Annotated in this window: 16 protein-coding genes and 1 pseudogene; 7 read left to right on the top strand and 10 right to left on the bottom strand. The window is 60.9% G+C overall.

Annotated features, from left to right (window positions below):
* Positions 1-11: 11 nt before the first annotated feature.
* The 7 genes from IMW75_RS11905 to gloB form a co-directional block, all read right to left on the bottom strand.
* Positions 12-1,622 (bottom strand): ABC transporter ATP-binding protein, encoded by a 1,611-nt coding sequence (locus tag IMW75_RS11905; protein ID WP_205892713.1) that lies wholly within the window; start codon positions 1,620-1,622, stop codon positions 12-14.
* A gap of 1 nt (position 1,623) precedes the next feature.
* Positions 1,624-2,643 carry an ABC transporter permease gene (locus IMW75_RS11900; RefSeq protein ID WP_205892712.1) on the bottom strand — a complete coding sequence of 340 codons (1,020 nt, stop codon included), beginning with the start codon at positions 2,641-2,643 and terminating at the stop codon, positions 1,624-1,626.
* Position 2,644: 1 nt separating this feature from the next.
* Positions 2,645-3,718, bottom strand: a complete 1,074-nt coding sequence (locus IMW75_RS11895) for a microcin C ABC transporter permease YejB (RefSeq protein WP_045061609.1) — start codon at positions 3,716-3,718, stop codon at positions 2,645-2,647.
* Between the two features lie 4 nt (positions 3,719-3,722).
* Complete coding sequence (locus tag IMW75_RS11890; RefSeq protein ID WP_205892711.1) at positions 3,723-5,564, bottom strand: extracellular solute-binding protein; 1,842 nt, start codon at positions 5,562-5,564, stop codon at positions 3,723-3,725.
* Positions 5,561-7,393, bottom strand: a complete 1,833-nt coding sequence (locus tag IMW75_RS11885) for an extracellular solute-binding protein (protein WP_045061607.1) — start codon at positions 7,391-7,393, stop codon at positions 5,561-5,563. The genes IMW75_RS11890 and IMW75_RS11885 overlap by 4 nt, the downstream gene beginning before the upstream one ends.
* A 232-nt stretch (positions 7,394-7,625) precedes the next feature.
* Positions 7,626-9,059 (bottom strand): transglycosylase SLT domain-containing protein, encoded by a 1,434-nt coding sequence (locus tag IMW75_RS11880; RefSeq protein WP_205892710.1) that lies wholly within the window; start codon positions 9,057-9,059, stop codon positions 7,626-7,628.
* 99 nt (positions 9,060-9,158) lie between these two features.
* Complete coding sequence (gene gloB, locus IMW75_RS11875) at positions 9,159-9,926, bottom strand: hydroxyacylglutathione hydrolase (protein ID WP_045061605.1); 768 nt, start codon at positions 9,924-9,926, stop codon at positions 9,159-9,161.
* Between the two features lie 65 nt (positions 9,927-9,991).
* Here gloB and IMW75_RS11870 point away from each other — a divergent pair, with 65 nt between their 5' ends.
* The 5 genes from IMW75_RS11870 to IMW75_RS11850 all read left to right on the top strand — a co-directional run bounded on the left by IMW75_RS11870 (position 9,992) and on the right by IMW75_RS11850 (position 15,386).
* Positions 9,992-10,750, top strand: coding sequence for a class I SAM-dependent methyltransferase (locus tag IMW75_RS11870; RefSeq protein WP_045061604.1), 759 nt, complete (start codon positions 9,992-9,994; stop codon positions 10,748-10,750).
* A gap of 92 nt (positions 10,751-10,842) precedes the next feature.
* Positions 10,843-11,295 (top strand): ribonuclease HI, encoded by a 453-nt coding sequence (gene rnhA, locus IMW75_RS11865; protein ID WP_008028618.1) that lies wholly within the window; start codon positions 10,843-10,845, stop codon positions 11,293-11,295.
* A gap of 243 nt (positions 11,296-11,538) precedes the next feature.
* Positions 11,539-12,297 (top strand): DNA polymerase III subunit epsilon, encoded by a 759-nt coding sequence (gene dnaQ, locus IMW75_RS11860; RefSeq protein WP_045061603.1) that lies wholly within the window; start codon positions 11,539-11,541, stop codon positions 12,295-12,297.
* Positions 12,298-12,501: 204 nt separating this feature from the next.
* A complete protein-coding gene (locus IMW75_RS11855; RefSeq protein WP_045061602.1) occupies positions 12,502-14,757 on the top strand; it encodes an Orn/Lys/Arg family decarboxylase in 2,256 nt (751 codons plus the stop codon).
* Positions 14,758-14,771: 14 nt separating this feature from the next.
* On the top strand, positions 14,772-15,386 hold the full coding sequence (locus IMW75_RS11850; RefSeq protein WP_205892709.1) for a GNAT family N-acetyltransferase: 615 nt from the start codon (positions 14,772-14,774) through the stop codon (positions 15,384-15,386).
* Here IMW75_RS11850 and IMW75_RS11845 read toward each other — a convergent pair.
* Both IMW75_RS11845 and IMW75_RS11840 read right to left on the bottom strand, forming a co-directional pair.
* Positions 15,352-16,246 (bottom strand): annotated as a pseudogene (locus IMW75_RS11845) (LysR substrate-binding domain-containing protein). The gene IMW75_RS11850 and the pseudogene IMW75_RS11845 overlap by 35 nt on opposite strands.
* 88 nt (positions 16,247-16,334) lie before the next feature.
* On the bottom strand, positions 16,335-16,595 hold the full coding sequence (locus IMW75_RS11840) for a hypothetical protein (RefSeq protein ID WP_045061599.1): 261 nt from the start codon (positions 16,593-16,595) through the stop codon (positions 16,335-16,337).
* Positions 16,596-16,770: 175 nt separating this feature from the next.
* On the opposite strand from IMW75_RS11840, the gene IMW75_RS11835 reads away from it, so the two are divergent.
* Positions 16,771-17,331 (top strand): NADPH-dependent FMN reductase, encoded by a 561-nt coding sequence (locus IMW75_RS11835; RefSeq protein ID WP_045061598.1) that lies wholly within the window; start codon positions 16,771-16,773, stop codon positions 17,329-17,331.
* 75 nt (positions 17,332-17,406) lie between these two features.
* Positions 17,407-18,690, top strand: a complete 1,284-nt coding sequence (locus IMW75_RS11830) for an arsenic transporter (RefSeq protein WP_205892708.1) — start codon at positions 17,407-17,409, stop codon at positions 18,688-18,690.
* Positions 18,691-18,744: 54 nt separating this feature from the next.
* Here the strand turns inward: IMW75_RS11830 and IMW75_RS11825 are convergent, their stop codons facing one another.
* On the bottom strand, positions 18,745-19,695 hold the full coding sequence (locus IMW75_RS11825) for a DUF1853 family protein (RefSeq protein ID WP_205892707.1): 951 nt from the start codon (positions 19,693-19,695) through the stop codon (positions 18,745-18,747).
* Positions 19,696-19,781: the final 86 nt, after the last annotated feature.

Here is a 19,781-nt window from a genome sequence, read left to right as displayed (position 1 = left end):
CCTCTTTCAGGTTATTGCGCAGTGGCTGGAGCCAGGAAAGCGGCTTCCAGCAACTGCTGTGTATACGGATGTTGGGGGGCGGCAAAGATACTTTGCGCGTCTCCCTGTTCGACCACTTGGCCCTGCTTGACCACCATCAGCTGGTGGCTCAGCGCCTTGACGACAGCCAGGTCATGGCTGATAAACAGATACGTCAGGTTGTACTTGGTTTGCAGTGAACGCAAAAGCTCCACCACCTGGCGTTGCACGGTGCGGTCGAGGGCCGAAGTCGGCTCGTCCAGCAGGATCAACGCCGGTTTGAGCACCAATGCCCGGGCAATGGCAATTCTCTGCCGTTGCCCACCGGAAAATTCGTGGGGGTAGCGGTGCCGGGTGTCCGGATCCAGGCCTACCTCCTTCAATGCCGCAATAATCGCTTGTTCCTGTTCCGCCTCGCTACCCATCTTGTGGATCCGCAGGCCTTCGCCGACGATCTGGCTCACGCACATTCGCGGGCTGAGGCTGCCAAAGGGGTCCTGGAACACCACCTGCATCTCCCGCCGCAGCGGCCTGACCTGTTGCTGCGTCAGGCAGTCTAGCTGGTTGCCTTCAAAACGGATGCCGCCTTTGCTGCCGATCAGCCGCAAAATCGCCAGGCCGAGCGTCGATTTACCGGAACCGCTTTCTCCCACAATGCCCAGTGTCTGGCCCTGGGGCAGGCTGAAATTGATGCCGTCGACCGCCTTGATGTGGTCGACGGTCTTTTTCAGCAAGCCTTTCTTGATCGGAAACCACACTTTCAGGTCCTCGACCTGCAGCAGCGGCGGCCCGATGGCATTCGTGGCCGGCATCCCGCTGGGCTCCGCTGCCAGCAGTTCCCGCGTGTACGGATGCTGCGGCGCGCGGAACAATTCTTCGCACGATGCCTGTTCGACGATGCAACCGCGCTGCATGACACATACTCGGTGCGCAATTCTTCGCACCAGGTTCAAATCGTGACTGATCAGTAGCAGCGCCATGCCCAGGCGGGCCTGCAATTCCTTGAGCAATTCGAGGATTTTCAACTGCACCGTGACGTCCAGCGCGGTGGTCGGTTCGTCGGCAATCAGCAGTTCCGGCTCGTTGGCCAGGGCCATGGCGATCATCACCCGCTGGCGCTGGCCGCCGGACAATTCATGGGGCAGGGCCTTGAGGCGCTTGTGCGGCTCGGGGATGCCGACCATCTCCAACAGTTCCAGGGTGCGTTGGGTGGCGATCTTGCCGACCAGCCCTTTATGGATGCCCAGCACTTCGTTGATCTGCTTTTCGATGGAATGCAGAGGGTTGAGCGAGGTCATCGGCTCCTGGAAGATCATCGCGATCCGGTTGCCACGGATATGCCGGATGGTCTTTTCTTTCAGGCTCAGCAGGTCCTGGCCCGAGTATTCGATGGTCCCCGAGGGATGCCGGGCGAGCGGGTAGGGCAGCAGCCGCAGGATCGAGTGGGCGGTGACCGATTTGCCCGAGCCGCTTTCGCCCACCAGGGCCAGGGTCTCGCCGCGCTTGATGTCGAAGCTGACACCCTCGACCACCCGTTGCACGCGCTCGCCGACGACAAACTCCACCGCCAGGTCGCGCACTTCGATCAGATTGTCCTGATTCATTTCACTTCCTCGGGTCGAAGGCATCGCGAGCGGACTCGCCGATGAACACCAGCAAACTCAACATCAACGCCAATACCGCGAAGGCGCTCATGCCAAGCCAGGGCGCCTGCAGGTTGGATTTGCCCTGGGCCACCAGTTCACCCAGGGACGGCGCACCAGGCGGCAGCCCGAAACCCAGGAAGTCGAGGGCGGTTAGGGTGCCGATGGCGCCGGTCAGGATGAACGGCATGAAAGTCATGGTCGAGACCATGGCGTTGGGCAGGATATGACGGAACATGATCGCACCATTCTGCATCCCCAGCGCCCGGGCCGCGCGTACGTATTCGAGGTTGCGCCCGCGCAGGAACTCGGCGCGCACCACGTCCACCAGGCTCATCCAGGAGAACAGCAGCATGATCCCCAGCAGCCACCAGAAGTTCGGCTGGACGAAGCTGGCGAGGATGATCAGCAGGTACAGCACCGGCAGCCCGGACCAGATTTCCAGGAAGCGCTGCCCGGCCAGATCCACCCAGCCGCCATAAAAACCCTGCAAGGCCCCGGCAATCACACCGATGATCGAGCTGAGGATGGTCAGGGTCAGGGCGAACAGCACGGAAATGCGGAAGCCATAGATTACCCGGGCCAGCACGTCGCGGCCCTGGTCATCGGTGCCCAGCAGGTTGTCCGCTGAAGGTGGCGCAGGTGCCGGGACCTTCAGGTCATAGTTGATGCTTTGATAGCTGTAGGGGATCGGCGCCCACAGCACCCAGGCATCCTTGGCCTTGAGCAGTTCGCGGATATACGGGCTCTTGTAGTTGGCTTCCAGCGGGAATTCGCCGCCGAAGGTGGTTTCCGGGTAGCGCTTGAGCGCCGGGAAATACCAGCCGTCGTCGTAATGCACCACCAACGGTTTGTCGTTGGCGATCAATTCGGCGCCCAGGCTCAGGCAAAACAGCACCAGAAACAGCCACAGCGACCACCAGCCGCGCTTGTTGGCCTTGAACAGTTCGAATCGCCGACGATTGAGTGGGGACAGGTTCATCTCAATGCTCCCGGCTTTCGAAGTCGATACGCGGATCGACAAAGGTGTAGGTGAGGTCGCCGATCAACTTCACCACCAGTCCCAGCAGGGTGAAGATGAACAACGTGCCGAACACCACCGGATAATCGCGGTTGATGGCCGCCTCGAAGCTCATCAGGCCAAGGCCGTCGAGGGAAAAGATCACTTCCACCAGCAACGAGCCGGTGAAGAAAATCCCGATGAAAGCCGACGGGAAGCCGGCGATCACCAGCAGCATGGCGTTACGGAACACGTGCCCGTAGAGCACGCGGTGGTTGGTCAGACCCTTGGCCTTGGCGGTCACCACATACTGTTTGTTGATTTCGTCGAGGAAACTGTTCTTGGTCAGCAGGGTCATGGTCGCGAAGTTGCCGATCACCAGCGCGGTCACCGGCAGGGCCAAGTGCCAGAAATAATCGAGGATCTTGCCGCCAGTAGTGAGCTCATCAAAGTTGTTGGAAGTCAGGCCTCTGAGCGGAAACCAGTCAAGGTAACTGCCGCCGGCAAACAGCACGATCAGCAGGATCGCGAACAGGAAGGCCGGGATCGCATAACCGACGATGATCAGCGAACTGGTCCAGACGTCGAAATGGCTGCCGTGCCGCGTAGCCTTGGCGATCCCCAGCGGGATCGACACCAGGTACATGATCAGGGTGCTCCACAGCCCAAGGGAGATGGAGACCGGCATCTTTTCCTTGATCAGGTCGATGACCTTGGCGTCGCGGAAAAAACTGTCGCCGAAATCCAGCTTCGCGTAGTTCTTGATCATGATCCACAAGCGTTCCGGCGCCGATTTGTCGAAGCCGTACATGTGCTCGATTTCTTTGACCAGCGCCGGGTCCAGGCCCTGGGCGCCACGATAGGCGGAGCCGGCCACCGACACCTCGGCGCCGCCGCCGGCAATGCGGCTGGTGGCGCCTTCGAAGCCTTCAAGCTTGGCGATCATCTGCTCTACCGGTCCACCGGGGGCGGCCTGGATGATCACGAAGTTGATCAGCAGAATGCCCAGCAAGGTCGGGATGATCAGCAGCAGTCGTCGAAAAATGTACGCCAGCATCTGATTACTCCGTGCCCGTAGCGTCGGTTTGCAGTTTGGTTTCGACCTCTATCGCCGGTTTGGCATCCGGCTTGATCCACCAGGTGTTGATGCCGACATCGTAGGTCGGTGAGATTTTCGGATGACCGATATGGTTCCAGTAAGCCACGCGCCAGGTCTTGATGTGCCAGTTCGGGATCACGTAATACCCCCATTGCAGCACGCGGTCCAGCGCCCGGGCATGGGCCACCAGGCTTTTGCGCGAATCGGCGTTGATCAGTTGCTCGACCAGCTGGTCGACCACCGGGTCCTTGAGGCCCATGGAGTTACGGCTGCCGGGTTTGTCGGCGGCGGCAGACATCCAGAACTCCCGTTGTTCATTGCCTGGCGAGTTGGACTGCGGGAAGCTGCCGACGATCATGTCGAAGTCCCGTGAGCGCACCCGGTTGATGTACTGGGAGACGTCGACCCGGCGGATCACCAGGTCGATCCCCAGATCGCTGAGGTTGCGCTTGAACGGCAGCAGCACCCGCTCGAATTCAGTCTGGGCCAGCAGGAATTCGATGGTCACCGGTTTGCCGGTAGCATCGACCATCTTGTCGTCGACGATGCGCCAGCCGGCCTCCTGCAGCAGTTGATAGGCCTGGCGCTGCTGGGCGCGAATCATGCCGCTGGCATCGGTGAGCGGGTTCTGGAACGCCTCGCTGAACACCTGCTCGGGAATTTTTCCGCGAAAGGGGTCGAGGATTGCCAACTGGTCGGCATCCGGCAGGCCCGTGGCAGCCATTTCCGAGTTTTCGAAGTAACTGCGGGTGCGCACATAGGCGCCGTTGAACAGTTGCTTGTTGGTCCACTCAAAGTCCAGCAGCAGGCTCAAGGCTTGGCGCACGCGCACATCCTGGAACACCGTGCGCCGCAGGTTGAATACAAAGCCCTGCATGCCGGTCGGGTTGCCGTTGGGGATCTGTTCCTTGATCAGGCGGCCTTCGGTGACTGCTGGAATGTTGTAGGCGTTGGCCCAGTTTTTGGCGGTCATCTCCAGCCAGTAATCGAACTGGCCGGCTTTCAGGGCTTCCAGCGCGACGGTGTTGTCGCGGTAGTAGTCGGTGGTCATGACGTCGAAGTTATAGAAGCCGCGGTTGACCGGCAGGTCCTTGCCCCAGTAGTCCTTGACCCGTTCGTAGCGCACTGAACGCCCGGCCTTTACTTCGCTGACCCGGTAGGGCCCGCTGCCAAGAGGGATTTCCAGGTTGCCCTTGTTGAAGTCGCGGTCGGTCCACCAGTGTTTGGGCAGTACCGGCAGCTGGCCAAGAATCAGCGGCAGTTCGCGGTTGTTGCTGTGCTTGAACTTGAACAGCACGGTCAGCGGGTCTTCGGCGATCACTTCGGCCACGTCGCTGTAATAGCCGCGATAGAGCGGGGCACCTTCCTTGGTGAGCATGTCGAAACTGAAGATCACGTCCTCGGCATGGATAGGGTGACCGTCGTGGAACCGGGCTTGCGGGCGCATATAGAAACGCACCCAGCTGTTGTCGGGGGCTTTCTCGATCTTGCCGGCGACCAGGCCGTACACGGTGAACGGTTCGTCCAGGCCTTGTCTGGCCAGGGTGTCGTAGATCATGCCGACATCGTCGGCGGGCACGCCTTTGCTGATAAACGGATTAAGGCTGTCGAAGCCGCCGAAGCCTGCCTGGCGGAAGGTTCCGCCCTTGGGCGCGTCGGGGTTCACGTAATCGAAATGCTTGAAGTCGGCCGGGTATTTGGGCGGTTCGTTGTACAGGGTCAGCGCGTGTTGCGGAGCGGCGCAGGCCAGCCCGGCAAACATCAGGCCGCTGACCTGCAACAGCAGGGCACGTACAGGGGTCATCGATCCTTCTCCGAAGATTTCAGCCACCACGCGCTCAAGCCCAGGGTGTAGGGCGGCGTGGTAACAAAGGCAAACCGGTTGCGGTAGGCCAGGCGGTGATAATTGAGGTACCAGTTGGGAATGATGTAGTGCTGCCACAGCAGTACGCGATCCAGGGCTTTGCCGGCGGCGACCTGCTCGTCACGGGTCTTGGCGGCGAGCAACTGTTCGAGCAGGTGGTCAACCACGGGGTTGGCGATACCTGCGTAATTCTTGCTGCCCTTGACCGCCACCTGGCTGGAGTGGAAGTACTGCCATTGCTCCAGGCCGGGGCTGAGCGTCTGGTTGAGGGTCATCAGGATCATGTCGAAGTCGAATTGGTCGAGACGTTGCTTGTACTGGGCGCGATCGACCGTTCGCAGCCGGGCATCGACGCCGATGCTCGCGAGGTTCTCGACGTACGGCTGGAGAATGCGTTCCAGGTTGGGATTGACCAGCAGGATCTCCAGGCGCAGCGGCTGGCCGGCGGCATTTTGCAGGCGCTGGCCGTTCAGCTTCCAGCCGGCTTCGGCGAGCAGGCCCAGGGCGTTGCGCAGTGTCTGCCGGGGAATGCCGCGACCATCGGTCTGGGGCAGGCTGAAAGGTTCGGTAAAGAGCCTGGCCGGCAGCTGATCGCGATAGGGCTTGAGCATCAGCCATTCGTGGCCGACCGGCAGCCCGGTGGCGGAGAACTCGCTGTTGGGGTAGTAGCTCATGGCGCGTTTGTAGGCGCCGCTGAACAGCGTGCGGTTGGTCCACTCGAAGTCGAACATCAACCCCAGCGCTTCGCGGACCTTGGGATCGGCAAAGGCGGGGCGCCGGGTGTTCATGAACAGGCCCTGGCTCTGGGTCGGAATCTGGTGCGGGATCAGCGCCTTGATCACCTCGCCGCGCCTGACCGCCGGGAAGCGGTAGCCGTTTTCCCAGTTTTTCGCCTGGTGCTCGATGTAGATGTCGAACTCCCCGGCCTTGAACGCTTCGAAGGCGACGTCGCTGTCGCGGTAGAACTCGACCTCCATCCGGTCGACGTTGTACTTGCCGCGATTGACCGCCAGGTCCTTGCCCCAGTAATCCTTGACCCGCTCGAAAATCAACTGCCGCCCGGGCGTTACTGAAGTAATGCGGTAGGGGCCGCTGCCCAGGGGCGGTTCGAACGTAGTGGCCTTGAAGTCGCGGCCTTTCCAGTAATGCTGGGGCAACACCGGCAACTCGCCCAGGCGCAGGATCAATAACGGGTTGCCAGCGCGCTTGAAGACGAATCGGATACGGTGGGGGTTGAGGATATCGACCCGCAGCACTTCCTGGAGGTTGGTGCGGTATTGCGGATGCCCTTCCTTGAGCAGCAGGCGATAGGAAAACGCGACGTCGTAGGCGGTGATCGGCGCGCCGTCATGAAACCTGGCCTCGGGGCGCAGGTTGAACACGACCCAGCTGCGGTCTTCGCTGTACTCCACCGATTGCGCGATCAGCCCGTAGCTGGAGGTGGGCTCATCGCCAGACGGCGCGTATTGGCCGGTGCCCACCATCAGCGGCTCGTTGAGTTCGTTGATGCCGTATTGCAGGAAATTGGGCGTGGAAACCGGGCTCGATCCCTTGAAAGTATAGGGATTGAGCGTATCGAAGGTGCCGAATGCCATCACTCGCAACGTACCGCCCTTGGGCGCTTGCGGGTTGACCCAGTCGAAGTGGGTAAATCTGGCCGGGTACTTGAGGGTGCCGAACTGCGCATAACCATGGCTTTCGCTGATCGTCGCGCTTGCGGGTGAGCTCAAGGCCAGGCTGATCAGGAGCAGGAGGAGGGGACGCTTCAAGTCAGAGATCCGATCCAGGCGGCTTGGGCTTTATGGACCGTACAGTAACAGCTTGTCTGGGCAGGAAAAAGATGGCGTATTTGTAGGAGCGAGCTTGCTCGCGATGGTCGTTAACGATAACGCTGGGAATCTGTCACCCCCCCGGCCCTCTCAGGTTCTTCGCGAGCAAGCTCGCTCCTACAGGGGATTGTGTGCTTTCTTGAAAAACAGCCCCTGGTTCAGGGGCTGTTTTTTAGTGCGGCGAGTAGACCGTCAGCATCTGGCCGGGCTTCAGGGCCTGGCCGAGGCGTGGATTCCAGCGCTTGAGGTGCTGCATCTCGACGTTGAAGCGCTTGGCGACCATGTACAGCGAGTCGCCCTGCTTGACCTTGTACTTGGTCCGCTGCTTCTTGCTGTTGGCGGCGACTACCGTGTTGACGCGTCCGCCGCTGCGCTTGGTGTTGTCCTGCATCACCAGGGTCTGGCCAACCTTGAGGTTCTTGCCGGTCAGCTTGTTCCACTGCTGGAGATCTTTCACGTCGACTTTGTTGGCCTTGGCAATGGTGCCCAGGTTGTCGCCGCGCTTGACCCGGTAGGAGCGCTTGGCGCCGGCAATGGCCGGGCTGTTGGCGCTCTCGAACACTGGCTTGAGCGGTCGCTTGCTGATCAGTTCTTCCGGGCGCATGGTCGACAGGCTGGTGGTCAGCAGTTGCGCCTTCGAGGTGGGCACCAGCAAATGCTGGGGGCCATCGAGGGTGGTGGTGCGCTGCTTGAATGCCGGGTTGAGCTGGAACAGTTCGTCTTCGTCGATGTTGGCCACTGCAGCGACCTTGGACAGGTCCATGCGCTGGTTGATCTCGACCACCTTAAAGTACGGCTCGTTGGCGATCGGGCTGAGGTTCACCCCGTAGGCTTCCGGCGCCAGCACCACTTGTGACAGCGCGAGCAGCTTGGGTACATACGCCTGGGTTTCCGCCGGCAGCGGCAGGTTCCAGTAATCGGTCGGCAAGCCCAGCTTTTCATTGCGCTCGATCGCCCGGCTGACCGTGCCTTCCCCGGCGTTGTAGGCCGCGAGGGCCAGTAGCCAGTCGCCGTTGAACATGTCATGCAGGCGGGTCAGGTAGTCCATTGCCGCGGTGGTCGAGGCGGTGATATCGCGACGGCCATCGTAGAACTGGTTCTGGCGCAGGTTGAAGTAACGCCCGGTGGAAGGAATGAATTGCCAAAGACCCACCGCGTGGGCCCGGGAGTAGGCCATCGGGTTGTAGGAGCTTTCTATCACTGGCAACAGCGCCAGTTCCAGCGGCATGTTGCGTTCTTCCAGGCGTTCGACAATGTAGTGAATGTACAGGCTGCCGCGTTCGCCGGCGTTTTCGAGATAAGACGGGTTGTTGGCGAACCACAGGCGCTGTTGTTCGATGCGCGGGTTCAGGCCGACGCTGTCCTGCAACTGGAAGCCCTGGCGCATGCGCTCCCAGACGTCCTGTGGTATTTGCGGAACAGGCTTTTCGCTGAGCCAGACAGGTTTCTGCTTGGCTCGAGCGGCGATGTTGGGGGTGTGTGTCGCTTCGGTTTGCGGCACATGGCTTGAACAGCCCGCCAGGGTGGCGGACACAGCCACCGCGATGGCTTGAGCCAGGCGGGTCAATGCGTCTGAATTGATGGACTTACGAATAGATGACGACATTGGCTGGAAGTAAGTTCCGGGCAAAAATGTCGGGCGATTCTAGAAAGCACACCCCCCGAGGTCAACCATTGAGAATTCCTGTACCGCCCGGTAGCCTCCCTAGAACTTGTCTTTCCAGGCACGCAAGGCAGCAAAGACCGCACTCGGGCTACTGTTATCGGCGCCGCTCCGTTCGTCCACTTTTTGTTTAATAGATGTTTCGCCGGCACGCAGGAAGGGGTTGGTGAGCTTTTCCAGGGCCAGCGTCGAAGGCAGGGTCATGATCCCGGACTCGCGCATTTGTGTGACTTTGCCCAGGCGTTCGACCGTGTGCGGATTGCCTGGCTCGACCGCGACGGCGAAGCGCAGATTGCTCAGGGTGTATTCATGGGTGCAATACACCAGCGTATCCTCGGGAAGGGCTGCAAGCCGGTTCAGGGAGGTATACATTTGCTCCGCAGTGCCCTCGAACAGGCGGCCGCAACCGGCGGCGAACAGGGTGTCGCCGCAGAACAGCAGGCCATGATGATAGAAGGCGATGTGCCCCAGGGTGTGGCCGGGAACAGCAAGAACATCGAACTCCCAGCCCAGCACGCTGACCCGGTCGTTGTCCTTGAGCGCCACGTCGCGGGCCGGGATGCGCTCGCTGGCCGGCCCGTAGACCGTCGCGTCCGTCGCGCTCTTGAGCAGTTCCACGCCGCCGACGTGATCATGGTGGTGATGGGTGATCAGGATATCGCTCAACACCCAGCCCGGATGGGCCGCAAGCCAGGCCTGCACGGGCGCGGCGTCACCGGGATCGACCACGGCGCAGCGCTGGGTATTGTGGTCCTGTAACAACCAGATGTAGTTGTCGGTAAAGGCAGGCAGGGCACTGATCTGTATCATCGTCGGATTCGCCAAGCGGAAAACATTGGCGCATCTTAGAACTTCCTGGCGCGTTGGAGAATGCAATGACCGATAAAGCGTTCGCTCAGGCGGATCCTGACTGGCTGGATTTGATCAGCGCAGCCCGTGAATGGCTGTCCGGCCCGATTGGGCAATTTCTCCTGGATGAAGAGCGGCGCATGCTCGAAGACGAGTTGGCGCGCTTCTTTGGTGGCTATCTGGTGCACTACGGCCCATCGGCTCAAACGCCTCCGTCGGCGCCGCAGGTGCAGCGCAATGTGCGCCTGGGCGCGCCGCTGCCCGGTGTGGAGATCGTCTGCGAGGAACAGGCCTGGCCCTTGAGTGAACATGCCGCCGACGTCGTGGTGCTGCAGCATGGGCTGGATTTCTGCCTGTCGCCACACGGCTTGCTGCGTGAGGCCGCCAGCAGCGTGCGGCCAGGAGGGCACCTGCTGATTATCGGCATCAACCCCTGGAGCACCTGGGGGTTGCGGCACGTATTTGCCCATGACGGCTTGCGCAAGGCCCGCTGCATATCGCCTTCGCGGGTCGGGGACTGGCTGAACCTGCTGGGCTTCGCGCTGGAGAAACGCCGCTTCGGGTGCTATCGTCCGCCGCTTGCTTCCCCGGCATGGCAGACCCGACTGGCCGGTTGGGAGCGCAAGGCTGGCGACTGGCAGCTGTCCGGTGGCGGCTTCTATTTGTTGGTGGCACGCAAGATCGTGGTCGGTTTGCGCCCCCTGCGCCAGGAGCGCCGCGAGCCCATGGGCAAGTTGATTCCGTTGCCGATGGCCAAGGTCAACCGTCGCCGCATCGAACCGTAAGACACTCTTTTATTCCCGGCCGGGTTGACCCCGGCCTCGGGCATCGCTGATCACGGATCGGCGAGCCACGGCATTTTTCTGGAAAGGTTGGCATGAGCGATAGCGTAGAACTCTTCACCGACGGCGCCTGCAAGGGCAATCCCGGCCCTGGCGGCTGGGGCGCATTGCTGGTGTGCAAGGGCGTTGAAAAAGAACTCTGGGGTGGCGAGGCCAACACCACCAACAATCGCATGGAGTTGATGGGGGCGATCCGTGGCCTGGAAGAACTGAAGCGCTCCTGCGACGTGCTGCTGGTGACCGACTCGCAGTATGTGATGAAAGGCATCAATGAGTGGATGGACAACTGGAAGAAGCGCGGCTGGAAGACGGCGGCGAAAGAGCCGGTAAAAAACGCTGATCTGTGGAAGCTGCTGGACGAGCAGGTCAATCGCCACAATGTCACCTGGAAATGGGTGCGCGGGCACATTGGCCATCATGGCAACGAGCGGGCGGACCAGTTGGCTAACCGTGGCGTCGATGAAGTGCGCGGCTACAAACAAGCCTGAAACGCTGCACACCCCCGTAGGAGCTGCCGCAGGCTGCGATCTTTTGATCTTGTTTTCAGAGCGCAGATCAAAATCCCGTAGGAGCTGCCGCAGGCTGCGATCTTTTGATCTTGTTTTTAGAGCGCAGATCAAAAGATCGCAGCCTGCGGCAGCTCCTACACGGTGACCCTGTTCTCTAAGGCCTCCGCCAGCGTGTTAACATTCGCGCTTTTTCAAGATCGACCCGTTGAGAGCTGAGCACTGATGGCCACCAGATCCGTTGTACTCGATACCGAAACCACCGGCATGCCGGTGACCGATGGCCACCGGATTATCGAAATCGGCTGTGTCGAGTTGCTCGGTCGGCGCCTGACCGGCCGGCACTTCCATGTCTATCTGCAACCTGATCGCGAGAGTGACGAAGGCGCGATTGGCGTGCACGGCATCACCAACGAATTCCTGGTGGGCAAGCCGCGCTTCAACGAAGTGGCCGATGAGTTCTTCGAATTCATCAAGGGTGCGCAGCTGATCATCCACAACGCGGCGTTCGACGTTGGCTTCATCAACAACGAATTCGCCCTGATGGGCCAGCACGATCGCGCCGACATCACGCAACACTGCTCGATCCTCGACACCCTGATGATGGCCCGGGAACGTCACCCGGGGCAGCGCAACAGCCTGGATGCCCTGTGCAAGCGCTACGGCGTCGACAACTCGGGCCGCGAGCTGCACGGCGCCTTGCTCGACTCCGAGATCCTGGCGGACGTCTACCTGACCATGACCGGTGGCCAGACCAGCCTCTCCCTGGCCGGTAACGCCTCCGATGGCAATGGCTCGGGCGAAGGGGCGGATAATTCGGCGACCGAAATACGCCGTCTGCCGGCAGATCGCCAGCCGACGCGGATCATCCGCGCCAGTGAGGACGACCTGGCCCAGCATGTGGCGCGGTTGGAAGCGATCGCCAAGGCGGCGGGGGCTCCGGCGTTGTGGCAGCAGCTGGTTGAGGCTGAGGCTTCGGCGTAGGTCCTGGTAAAGATTGCAGCCTCGTTTCACTCGACAGCTCCTACGGTTTGAAAGATCGCAGCCTCGTTTCACTCGGCAGCTCCTACGGGAGGGCGAGGAGGCGATGACCCATTTCAGGGCATCCCCACTCGCCACATTCGCTCCAACCCTCTACCCTGAGGAGATTGGCAGACCCAGAGCTGCCGCCTCAGGATCCTGAGCCCAATGTATAAAGACTTGAAATTCCCGGTATTGATCGTCCATCGCGACATCAAGGCCGACACCGTAGCCGGTGATCGGGTGCGCGGCATCGCCCGGGAGCTGGAGCAGGAAGGCTTCAGCATTGTCTCGGCGATGGACTACGCCGAGGGACGCCTGGTTGCTTCGACCCATCACGGTCTTTCCTGCATGTTGATCGCCAGTGAAGACGCCAGCGCCAATTCACATTTGTTACAGAATATGGCCGAGCTGATCGGACTGGCCCGGGTTCGCGCGCCGGATCTGCCCATCTTTGCCCTCGGCGAACAGGTGACCCTGGAAAACGCTCCGGCGGATGCCATGGCCGAGCTCAACCAGCTTCGCGGCATCCTGTATCTGTTCGAAGACACCGTGCCATTTCTGGCCCGCCAGGTCGCCCGCGCGGCACGCAAATACCTCGACGGTCTGTTGCCGCCGTTCTTCAAGGCGCTGGTGCAGCATACCGCCGACTCCAATTATTCGTGGCACACCCCCGGGCATGGTGGTGGCGTGGCCTATCACAAGAGCCCGGTAGGGCAGGCGTTTCATCAGTTCTTCGGGGAAAACACCCTGCGCTCGGACCTGTCGGTGTCGGTTCCAGAGTTGGGTTCCCTGCTGGACCACACCGGCCCGCTGGCCGAAGCCGAGGCGCGCGCGGCGCGTAACTTTGGTGCCGATCACACCTTCTTCGTCATCAACGGCACGTCCACCGCCAACAAGATCGTCTGGCATTCAATGGTCGCCCGGGATGACCTGGTGCTGGTGGACCGCAACTGCCACAAGTCGGTACTGCATTCGATCATCATGACCGGGGCTATTCCGCTGTACCTGTGCCCGGAACGCAATGAACTGGGGATTATCGGCCCGATTCCCTTGAGCGAATTCAGCCGCGAGACGATCCAGGCCAAGATCGATGCCAGTCCGTTGACCAAAGGGCGGGCGCCCAAGGTCAAGCTGGCGGTGGTGACCAATTCGACCTATGACGGCCTTTGCTACAACGCCGAACTGATCAAGCAGAGCCTGGGCAACAGCGTCGAGGTGCTGCATTTCGACGAGGCCTGGTACGCCTATGCGGCCTTCCATGAGTTCTTCGCCGGGCGCTACGGCATGGGGACCTCGCGCAGCGCGGACAGCCCGCTGGTCTTCACCACCCATTCCACGCACAAGCTGCTGGCGGCGTTCAGCCAGGCTTCGATGATTCACGTGCAGGACGGTGGGGCCCGCCAACTGGACCGCGATCGCTTCAACGAAGCCTTCATGATGCACATCTCCACTTCGCCGCAGTACAGCATCATCGCTTCGCTGGATGTGGCGTCGGCGATGATGGAAGGGCCTTCGGGGCGCTCGCTGCTGCAGGAAATGTTCGATGAAGCCCTGAGTTTTCGGCGCGCCCTGGCCAACCTGCGCCAGCACATCGCCGCCGATGACTGGTGGTTTTCGATCTGGCAGCCGCCTTCGGTGGAAGGCATCAAACAAGTGGTCACCGAAGACTGGTTGCTGCAGCCTGACGCCGACTGGCACGGCTTTGCTGGTGTAACCGACGATTACGTGCTGCTCGACCCGATCAAGGTCACCCTGGTGATGCCCGGCCTCACGGCGGGAGGTGCCTTGAGCGAGCGCGGGATTCCGGCGGCGGTGGTCAGCAAATTCCTCTGGGAGCGCGGCCTGGTGGTGGAAAAGACCGGGCTGTATTCGTTCCTGGTGCTGTTTTCCATGGGCATTACCAAGGGCAAATGGAGCACCTTGCTCACTGAGTTGCTGGAATTCAAGCGCAGCTACGATGCCAACGTCAGCCTGGCGAGTTGCCTGCCGTGCATCGCGCAAGAGGATGCCGATCGCTATCGGGGCATGGGCTTGCGTGACTTGTGTGACCAACTGCACGCCTGTTACCGCAGCAACGCCACGGCCAAACACCTCAAGCGCATGTATACCGTACTGCCACAGATCGCCATGAAACCGTCTGACGCCTATGATCACCTGGTACGCGGCGACGTTGAAGCGGTGTCGATCGATGCCCTGGATGGGCGGATCGCTGCCGTGATGCTGGTACCCTATCCGCCAGGAATCCCGTTGATCATGCCCGGCGAGCGTTTTACCGACGCCACCCGTTCAATCAACGATTACCTGGCATTTGCCCGCACATTCGACAGCAGCTTTCCCGGCTTTGTCGCCGATGTGCACGGCTTGCAACACGAAGATGAGGGCAATGGGCGGTACTACACCGTCGATTGCATCAAGGAATGAGGACCTTTCCCAGCATGCAACCGGTTATGAATCCCAAATACCCAGGGCTGTCGGTACGAGTCGCTGACGATGGATTTGCCCCCTATATCTGGGGCAGCGATTTCAGTTTTGAAGTCTCGGCTTATGTCGCCGCCGAAGTCGGCAAGCCAGTGGAGCAGTGGCCCGTGACGCCCATCACGCCGTATCGAAAGTGCTACGGAATTGACCCTGAAGAGTTCAGCAGTTTTCGCGATGCGGCTGATAGCGCGGTGTTCATGGCTTATCTGGACGATGAGCCGGTGGGCCATCTGGTGGTCAGCACCAACTGGAACGGCTTTGCCCATATCGACGAGCTGGCGGTGCATGCGCCGGCGCGGCGCCACGGTGTCGCCAAAGCCCTGCTGGATGTCGCGCAGTTCTGGACGCGGAAAAAGAAACTGCCAGGCATCATGCTCGAAACCCAGAACAACAACCTGGGTGCCTGCCGACTCTACGAGCGTTGCGGCTACGTGGTAGGCGGCATCGACTACCTGCGTTATCGCGGCATCGATCCCAATACGGCCGAGGTCGCGTTGTTCTGGTATCGATTGTTTGATGATCCGCTGGTCATGCCGCTCAGTTCGCCAACATCGCCACGGCTTGTTCCGTGATGATCTCCAGCAGGGCCTGAGCCGCCGGTGAAGGTTCGGCGTTTTTCAGGCTCAGGGCATACAGGCTGATCGGTACCGCGGGTGCCAGCGGGCAGGTGTCCAGTTCGGCGGTCCTGGCTCCCAGGGCGGTGAACGGATCTACCAGCGCCAGGCCTTCCCCGGCTTCGACCATGCTGCGCATCATCTGGTGCGTCTGCACCCGGGTGTGGATGACCGGGGCCGGGCGTAGCGCATGCAGTTTGTGCTCCAGCGCCAGGCTCAGCGGATCATGACCGTCGAGGCCGACCATCGACTGGCCGGCCAGGTCCTGCAGCGAAATGTATTTCTGTTTGGGTTGCAGCCAGCCATGGGGTGCCAGCAGCTGGATCTTGCCTTGGGCGATGGCCTGGCAATCGATATCGGCATGGTGCGGGTCGTGCAGGCTCAGGCCCAGGTCGGCTTCGCGCAGGAGCAGACGCTTGACGATGCCGCGGGTGGGTTGGGTCAGCAGGGTGCAAGGTGCATCGGGAAGACGCCGGCGCAGGGCGGCAATGGCGTGGGGCAATAGTTTGTGCGCCAGGGGCGGGGTGCAGATGATTCGCAGCGGGGGGCGCCTGGTATTGCTTCAGGCTGCTGGCCAGGCGCTGGGCCGGCTCAAGTGCTTCATAGACGTGGGCAATTTCAACCTGCAACTCCCGCGCTTCTCGCGTGGCTTGCAGGCGGCCACGGACGCTGGAAAACAGCATGAAACCCAGCTGGTCTTCAGCGTCGCGCAGGGTGCGTTCCACCTCGGCCACTGGCAACTGCAACCATTCGGCCGCGGTGCCCAGGTGACCGGTCTGCAACAGCGCCTGGATGACTTCGATATGACGTAAACGCATGCGTGAAGTCCATGTTCGGCAGATGAAGGATTCAGTGCTTGAATCCTAACTCATGTCCGCGCATCTGACTTCTGCTCATAACGGCAGGTTATGAGGCGACGTTCGTTTCCGGCAGCTTGCCGACGTAGGTATCCGGCTCGCGAACGATGGTCACATCCGATTGAATCAGCAGGAACTGGTTGTCATCGAGCTTCTTGACCCGGTCACCGATGGCCAGCTTGTAGGTGGTGACAGGCACCGAGCCGGTTAGGCCGTCTGCCGACGGGGTGGATTCCTGGAACTCATGCACTGAATAGACGCGGCCTTCCGCATCTCTTGCATGGAACTGACCGACAAGTACTGCTGCCATCTGCTTAGAACCTCTGGAGATAAATCACTCAATTTGCGGTGTGTAGACCGTGCTTGGGCGAAGTAAGTTTTCTTGCAAGAAAAAAATAGTCGCAGGGGCGAATTTTCGGTCGCGTCCTGGGTGAATCGTCATCTATAACTACAGGTTCTTTCCGTTGAACAGTCGAGAATCTTCCATGAGCAATGTCTATAAGGTCGCCGTTGTGGTCGGCAGCTTGAGAAAGGAATCGATCAACCGCAAGGTTGCACTGGCCCTGGCTGAACTGGCTCCGGCAAATCTCAAGCTGGAAATCGTCGAAATCGGCGACCTGGCGCTTTATAACGAAGACATTGATGGTCAATCACCGCCGGCAGCCTACAGTACTTTCCGGCAACACGTGAGTTCATCCGACGCGGTGCTGTTCGTCACTCCGGAATACAACCGTTCTGTACCGGCCCCGCTGAAAAACGCAATTGACGTGGGCTCGCGGCCCTACGGGCAGAGTGCCTGGAGTGGCAAGCCAGGCGCGGTGATCAGCGTGTCCCCGGGGGCGATCGGCGGGTTTGGTGCCAATCATCACCTGCGCCAGTCCATGGTGTTTCTCGACGTGCCTCTCATGCAGCAACCGGAAGCGTACCTGAGTGGGGCGGGGTCGGCGTTTGATGAGGCGGGCAAGCTGTCCGAGTCGGTGAAGCCGTTTCTGCAGAAATTCATTGACGCTTACGGGCGCTGGGTAGAGCAGCACAAGAAGGTCTGATAAACAGCGTTCATTGGGATAGGAGCGGTCTTCGGGATCCTGTATGTTGCATCGATTTTTGAAGGCTGCTCCTGCATGCTCACCGCCTCGCTGATTTTCCTGCTGACCATTACCCTGGTGATCTGGCAACCCAAAGGCCTGGGTGTCGGCTGGAGTGCAGTGCTGGGCGCCGTGCTGGCACTGGTGTTTGGCGCAGTGCACTGGAGCGATATCCCGCTGGTGTGGCAGATCATCTGGAACGCCACCGGGACGTTCATTGCGCTGATCATCATCAGCCTGTTGCTGGACGAGGCGGGGTTCTTCGCCTGGGCGGCGCTGCATGTCGCCCGGTGGGGGCGCGGCAGCGGACGCAAACTGTTTGCCTTCATGGTATTGCTCGGTGCGCTGGTCTCGGCGTTGTTCGCCAATGACGGGGCTGCACTGATTCTCACGCCTATCGTGATTTCCATGTTGCTGGCACTGCGGTTTTCGCCTGCCGCGACGCTGGCGTTCGTGATGGGCGCCGGCTTTATCGCCGACACGGCCAGCCTGCCGCTGGTGGTGTCGAACCTGGTCAACATCGTCTCCGCCGACTTCTTTAACATCGGTTTTAACCGCTACGCGGCGGTGATGGTGCCGGTCAACCTGGTCAGCGTCTTGGCCACCCTGGGTGTGCTGCTGTGGTATTTCCGCCGTGACATCCCCAAGGATTACGACCCCGAACAGCTGGAAGAGCCGGCCGGCGCGATCCATGACAAGGCGACTTTTTATGCCGGCTGGGCGGTCTTGGTCATCTTGCTGGTGGGCTGTTTTGCCCTGGAGCCGCTGGGGATTCCGATCAGTGCCATTTCTGCCGTCTGTGCGGCTCTGCTCTGGGTGATTGCGGCGCAAGGCCACAAGATCTCCACCCGCAAGGTCCTTAAGGAAGCTCCCTGGCATATCGTGGTCTTTTCCCTGGGCATGTACCTGGTGGTGTATGGCCTGCGCAACGCCGGGCTCACGGGTTATCTGGCCGGTTGGCTGGACGGCTTTGCCGGGTATGGCGTCTGGGGCGCAGCGATGGGTACCGGTGTGCTGACGGCGCTGCTGTCGTCGATCATGAACAACCTGCCGACGGTGTTGATCGGCCTGTTGTCGATCGATGCCAGTCAGGCGACCGGTGTCGTGAAGGAGGCGATGATTTATGCCAACGTGATCGGCAGCGACCTGGGGCCCAAGATCACGCCCATCGGCAGCCTGGCCACTTTGCTGTGGCTGCATGTACTGGAACGCAAGGGAATCAAGATCGGTTGGGGGTATTACTTCAAGGTGGGGATTGTGCTGACGGTGCCGGTGCTGCTGGTGACTCTGGCGGCTTTGGCGGTGCGGTTAACCCTGTGACCGAGGTGGCCCCATCGCGGGCAAGCCTCGCTCCCACAGGGGTCATCAAAAAACTCAACCACCACCCGGTACGTTCGGCCAAAGATCCGCCACCAGAAACAACCGCTCGGCTTCCTGCCAATCCCCCTCGGCATTTTCCTCCAGCCGCACCAGCAGCTGCGCCGGTGCCTGCGGGTCAAGCTCGCCCAACCAGGCATCCAGTTGCCCCTGGCTCCAGGTCTGCTCTGCCGGGTAGTGCGCAGGCGCAAGCCAGGCATGGCGGGGCAGGGGCTGCCAGCGTCCGCCGGGACGCCGGGTAACAAATGTCGCCCAGTCTTTCTGATGCAGCCAGCTGCCACGCAAATGGTGGGGATGCGCGCCGCTGGGTGGCTCGGCTGTGCCCGGCCAGGGATACAGCAAGTAGCCGCCGAGCCACAGGTGCGCGCTGAACTGCTGGATATCCAGGGCCGCCAACACGGCACGGCTTTCCGGGCGCGCCGAAATGGGCAGCTGGTGCTGGCTCAGGTGCGCCAGCTTGCGGTCCAGCCGGTCGTGACAGCCGGGCCCCAGCCATTGCCCGGTATCTCGGCCATCGCCATGCTGCGGGCCGAGGTACAGCTTGATCGCCAGTTCCAGATGGTGCACACCGTCGCGATCGCGCAACAGCATGTCCAGCTCACCCAAGGTGTGACCCTCGCGGCGGATTGGCAGATTCGCTGCGATCAGCTCGATACCGGGCGCATTGCGCACTGCGTACTGCCACAGGCGCTCGTAATACAAACCCAGCCGCCGGGTCCGGGCTTGGGCCAGCCAATGCAGCAAGTCATAACTGTCACGATCGAGCTGGCGCAGCCAGTTTTCCAGGCGCTGCGGCGCCTGTACCCAGTCGCTGCCGGCCAGCGGATGGCGCTGCGGCCATGGCGTCTGGCTGAGCATTGGCGGCGCGAGAATGACCCACGCCAGGTCACGCACCTCGGGATGGCGTAGCTGGTGGGGCAACTGCAGCAAATCTGGAAATAGGATCATCTTGCGAGCATAGCCTGAAACACGAGTAGCCCCTTGTGGCTGAAAGGATTTTGTCTGCGGCCGGGTTTCGCCCATAATCGTGTTTT

Source organism: Pseudomonas gregormendelii (assembly GCF_017114825.1).
Taxonomy (GTDB): domain Bacteria; phylum Pseudomonadota; class Gammaproteobacteria; order Pseudomonadales; family Pseudomonadaceae; genus Aquipseudomonas; species Aquipseudomonas gregormendelii.
This window is presented reverse-complemented; position numbering and strand designations above follow the sequence as displayed.

Excerpts from the sequence above, each read along its gene's own strand:
- IMW75_RS11905 (WP_205892713.1), bottom strand. The coding sequence starts at position 1,622 with ATGAATCAGGACAATCTGATCGAAGTGCGCGACCTGGCGGTGGAGTTT.
- IMW75_RS11900 (WP_205892712.1), bottom strand. The coding sequence starts at position 2,643 with ATGAACCTGTCCCCACTCAATCGTCGGCGATTCGAACTGTTCAAGGCC.
- IMW75_RS11895 (WP_045061609.1), bottom strand. The coding sequence starts at position 3,718 with ATGCTGGCGTACATTTTTCGACGACTGCTGCTGATCATCCCGACCTTG.
- IMW75_RS11890 (WP_205892711.1), bottom strand. The coding sequence starts at position 5,564 with ATGACCCCTGTACGTGCCCTGCTGTTGCAGGTCAGCGGCCTGATGTTT.
- IMW75_RS11880 (WP_205892710.1), bottom strand. The coding sequence starts at position 9,059 with ATGTCGTCATCTATTCGTAAGTCCATCAATTCAGACGCATTGACCCGC.
- gloB (WP_045061605.1), bottom strand. The coding sequence starts at position 9,926 with ATGATACAGATCAGTGCCCTGCCTGCCTTTACCGACAACTACATCTGG.
- IMW75_RS11870 (WP_045061604.1), top strand. The coding sequence starts at position 9,992 with ATGACCGATAAAGCGTTCGCTCAGGCGGATCCTGACTGGCTGGATTTG.
- rnhA (WP_008028618.1), top strand. The coding sequence starts at position 10,843 with ATGAGCGATAGCGTAGAACTCTTCACCGACGGCGCCTGCAAGGGCAAT.
- dnaQ (WP_045061603.1), top strand. The coding sequence starts at position 11,539 with ATGGCCACCAGATCCGTTGTACTCGATACCGAAACCACCGGCATGCCG.
- IMW75_RS11855 (WP_045061602.1), top strand. The coding sequence starts at position 12,502 with ATGTATAAAGACTTGAAATTCCCGGTATTGATCGTCCATCGCGACATC.
- IMW75_RS11850 (WP_205892709.1), top strand. The coding sequence starts at position 14,772 with ATGCAACCGGTTATGAATCCCAAATACCCAGGGCTGTCGGTACGAGTC.
- IMW75_RS11840 (WP_045061599.1), bottom strand. The coding sequence starts at position 16,595 with ATGGCAGCAGTACTTGTCGGTCAGTTCCATGCAAGAGATGCGGAAGGC.
- IMW75_RS11835 (WP_045061598.1), top strand. The coding sequence starts at position 16,771 with ATGAGCAATGTCTATAAGGTCGCCGTTGTGGTCGGCAGCTTGAGAAAG.
- IMW75_RS11830 (WP_205892708.1), top strand. The coding sequence starts at position 17,407 with ATGCTCACCGCCTCGCTGATTTTCCTGCTGACCATTACCCTGGTGATC.
- IMW75_RS11825 (WP_205892707.1), bottom strand. The coding sequence starts at position 19,695 with ATGATCCTATTTCCAGATTTGCTGCAGTTGCCCCACCAGCTACGCCAT.